Genomic DNA, 3,826 nt, shown 5'->3' on the forward strand with positions numbered 1-3,826 from the left:
TCTCGGACAAGATACACCAGCAATCTCCAAACTACGGTAGCTATATTGCTGGGATACTTATGCGTAATGGTAGGTTTTTATGCTAAGTCGGCAACTAAATATAGTAAATATTTCTCTATTCAGCAGAATAAAGATGGGAAAATTATCCTTTGTGCTATTGGCTTATTATTATTTGCTTGTTTATCAATACAGATCTACGGCTCCCAGTATGGTGGTGTATTGGTGGCTTTAACTCAAACAAACTTAATTAGGGCTGGGGTAGTAGAAAGTGGCCCGCTAGTCTTTTTTAAGCAATTTATTTTTACATCTTTTTTTGCCTCTTATTTATTAGCAGCTATTGTATTTATTAGAAAACCTAAAAAATTCAGAATAATTTTATTGGTAATATTTGCTTTTTCGGTAGTAGTTGCTTTTGTGGCAGCAACTTTATCATCTGGGCGGATTCCGCTAATCAATTACTTTTTGGGATTTTATTTAGTTTCTGTGGTATATAGAGGAAAATTATCCTTGAGCATTACCATACCGGCAATGATTGGTGTATTCTTATTCATTCTTTACGGCAAAGTACTTTTCTTTAGCTTAACTGCGATCCCAAAAGGTTTAGATGCTGTAATAGAAACCTTTACGCAAGCTATTCAAAATGACACCAGTAGTGGTGGTGGTTTATATACCTTGATGAGTAATTTTGTTTACCCAGTTCATTCCCTAGACTCAGCTTTTAAGGAAGTTTATGAGCCCAGCTTATTTGTTGATTGGATTTATGGTTTTATGGCTTTGATTCCCTCCCGTATTTTAGATGGACTCTTTGGGATAGAAGTACCTCCAACCACATCCGATTTGAATAGCGAATTTGTACTTGAAGTCCGTACAACTACTATTCCACCAGGCGTTCTTGCTTTTAGCATTTACAGTATGTCATGGTTAGGGCTGATTATTTTTTGCTTTCTCTATGGATGGTTTGGTCGCTATTTACAATCTATATTGTTGAGATACATTCACAATATATATTGGATGCCATTTTTCTACGTTCTCACGCTACAAGTTTGGACAGATTATACTCCCACAGGCGATCCGCGACTTTACCTAATTAACTACTTCTGGTTTTTGTTATCAAGTACAATATTACTGCTAGGCATAGGCAAAATATCTTTGACTAAATCACCGAAATATCAAGCAAATAAATCAGGAGATCGTATATGAATATGAACGCCGAAAAAGAAAATTCGATCGAGCCTATTAATTCCCGCAACAAAATGGTGATACTATATGTCATCACTGGCCTTTCTACAGGGGGCGCAGAAATAATGCTCTATAATTTGGTATCCAGAATAAATCGCGATCGGTTTACTCCTGTTGTACTTTCTTTAATGGAACCAGAGATATGGGGGAAGCGAATTGAAGCATTAGGTATACCTGTCTATACTGTCAGTATGGATGCAGGCAAACCGACAATAAGTGCGCTGACAAAATTGTTAAGTTTGGTCAATAAAATTAAGCCGGATTTAATTCAAGGTTGGATGTATCATGGCAATCTAGCAGGACAAGTTGCCAGCCTGTTTTACTTAGCTCAAATCCCTGTCATCTGGAGTATCCATCATTCAATACATTCATTAGAATCCGAAAAAAGTATGACTGTAAAAATTATTAAACTAGGTGCTTATCTTTCCCATATAGCCAGTAAAGTTGCCTTTGTATCTCAGGCTAGTAAGCTTCAACATGAAGCATTAGGGTATTCCCAAAAAAATAGCTGCGTTATTCCCAATGGATTTGACACTTCCTTATTTGTGCCATCGCCAGAAGCTAAATTAGCTGTAAGAACAGAGCTAGGAATAAATCAATACTCCATCCTAATTGGGATGATTTGCCGCTATCATCCTATGAAGGATCACGCTAATTTTCTCAAAGCAGCAGCTTGCTTATTAAAGACATATCCAGATGTCCATTTTTTATTGGTGGGAACAGAAGTCGATCGCCATAATCAAAACTTAATGCAGTTGATGCAAGAACTAAACCTATCAGACCAAATTCATCTGCTGGGAGAGCGCACCGATATACCTCGCCTTACGGCTGGACTGGATATTCTAACTGTAGCTTCTGCTTATGGCGAAGCATTTCCCTTAGTCGTAGGAGAAGCGATGTCTTGTGGTATTCCTTGCGTAGTGACAGATGTGGGCGATTCCGCTTGGATTGTCAGTCATACTGGACGGGTTGTACCTCCCAGAAATTCAGAGGCGCTAGCTCATACTTGGCAAGAATTAATCCAGTTAAGTTCGGCAGAAAGAGAAAACTTAGGTCAAGCAGCTAGAAATAGAATTATTGAAAGCTTTTCTTTAGAATATGTGGTCAGTCAGTATGAGAATATGTATGCAGGGTCGCGCTCTCAAAAAAGCTCAATGGTTAAAAATTAATTACTGTACTAAATATGAAAAAACTTTTAGTAATCACTACTGTCCCAACTACGCTAGAATCCTTCCTGCTGCCTTTTGCCTATCACTTTCGCCAGAAAGGTTGGCAAGTAGATGGAATGGCGGAGGGTGTTTCCACTTCGGCTAGTTGCTTGCAAGCTTTCGATCGCCTTTGGGAAGTAAAATGGTCGCGCAACCCTTTAGATCCAAGGAACTTTTTGGTCGCTCCACCCGTCCTTAGAGAGGTAATGAAGCAAGGGCAATACGATTTAGTTCACGTACACACGCCAGTTGCAGCTTTTGTTAGCCGCTATGCCCTCAAAGACTTTAGAAAAGAGGGAAAATGTCAAGTCATCTACACCGCACACGGATTTCATTTCCATCCCAGAGGTAAGGCTTTGAAAAATGCCATTTTCCTCACTTTGGAAAAACTAGCGGGAGCTTGGACTGACTACCTGATCGTGATTAACCGCGAGGATGAAGCAGCAGCTAAGCAACACCATATTTTACCGCCGGAACGAGTCTGTTATATGCCGGGGATTGGCGTAGATCTAAATTATTACAATCCCAATACAGTCTCCGACCTCCAGATAGCCCAAGTACGTGAAGAATTGGGCATTACCCCAGCAAATCCTTTATTTTTATCTGCGGCGGAATTTATTCCCCGCAAGCATCATCGGGATATCATTCTGGCATTTGCGAAACTAGCCAAACCAGAAGTTCACTTGGCTTTGGCTGGGGATGGCCCGCTACTGCCAGAAATGCGCCAATTGGCGGTAGATTTGGGCATTAAAAATCAAATACATTTTCTGGGCGAACGCCAAGATATTCCAGTATTGATGCGAACTTGCATTGCTACGCTTTTGGCTTCAGAACAAGAAGGGCTTCCGAGAAGTGTTATGGAGTCTTTATCGTTGGAGATACCCGTTATCGGCACTAAAATTCGCGGTACGGAGGAATTACTGGCAGGAGGCTGCGGTCTTCTTGTCGAGGTAGGAGAAATAGAAGCACTTACTCGCTCAATGAATTGGATACTGGAACATCCAGAAGATGCTCAGAAAATGGGCAAACTCGGGCGAGCGCGAATGGCTACCTATAGCCTACCGAACGTGATTCAACTACACGAAAACCTCTATAATTCATCTTTAGCAAAGCTCGCGCTTAAAAAAGATTGACAAAGAAACTAACAATGAGTATCTGCATTAATCCAGGTTGTGCCAACTTAAATATCGCTCTAAACTCTAGCAATCGGTACTGTGAAAGCTGTGGCAACGATTTAGTATTGCAAAATCGCTATCGCGTCACGAGTCTACTCCACGATAAAAGTGGCTATAGTACTATTTATGTTGTTGATGATGCAGGTACAGAGAAAGTATTGAAAGTCCTGCTACCCCATCGGAGCCGAAACCCTAGAGTCAGAT

General features: G+C 40.5%; 4 protein-coding genes. All 4 read left to right on the forward strand.

Going from position 1 to position 3,826, the window contains the following annotated elements; all coding sequences use genetic code 11:
* The first annotated feature begins 66 nt into the window (after positions 1 to 66).
* A complete protein-coding gene (locus tag H6S82_RS22900) occupies positions 67 to 1,200 on the forward strand; it encodes an oligosaccharide repeat unit polymerase (RefSeq protein ID WP_191056762.1) in 1,134 nt (377 codons plus the stop codon).
* Positions 1,197 to 2,408 (forward strand): glycosyltransferase, encoded by a 1,212-nt coding sequence (locus H6S82_RS22905; protein ID WP_242057077.1) that lies wholly within the window; start codon positions 1,197 to 1,199, stop codon positions 2,406 to 2,408. The genes H6S82_RS22900 and H6S82_RS22905 overlap by 4 nt, the downstream gene beginning before the upstream one ends.
* Before the next feature lie 14 nt (positions 2,409 to 2,422).
* Entirely contained in the window at positions 2,423 to 3,580 is a 1,158-nt protein-coding gene (locus H6S82_RS22910; protein ID WP_191056763.1) for a glycosyltransferase family 4 protein, read from the forward strand.
* 14 nt (positions 3,581 to 3,594) lie between these two features.
* A partial coding sequence (locus H6S82_RS33050) for a 4-Cys prefix domain-containing protein (RefSeq protein WP_347339531.1) occupies positions 3,595 to 3,826 on the forward strand: 232 nt, incomplete at its 3' end.

Origin of the sequence: Planktothrix sp. FACHB-1355 (genome assembly GCF_014748295.1) — a bacterium.
Taxonomy (GTDB): Bacteria; Cyanobacteriota; Cyanobacteriia; order Cyanobacteriales; family Aerosakkonemataceae; genus Aerosakkonema; species Aerosakkonema funiforme_A.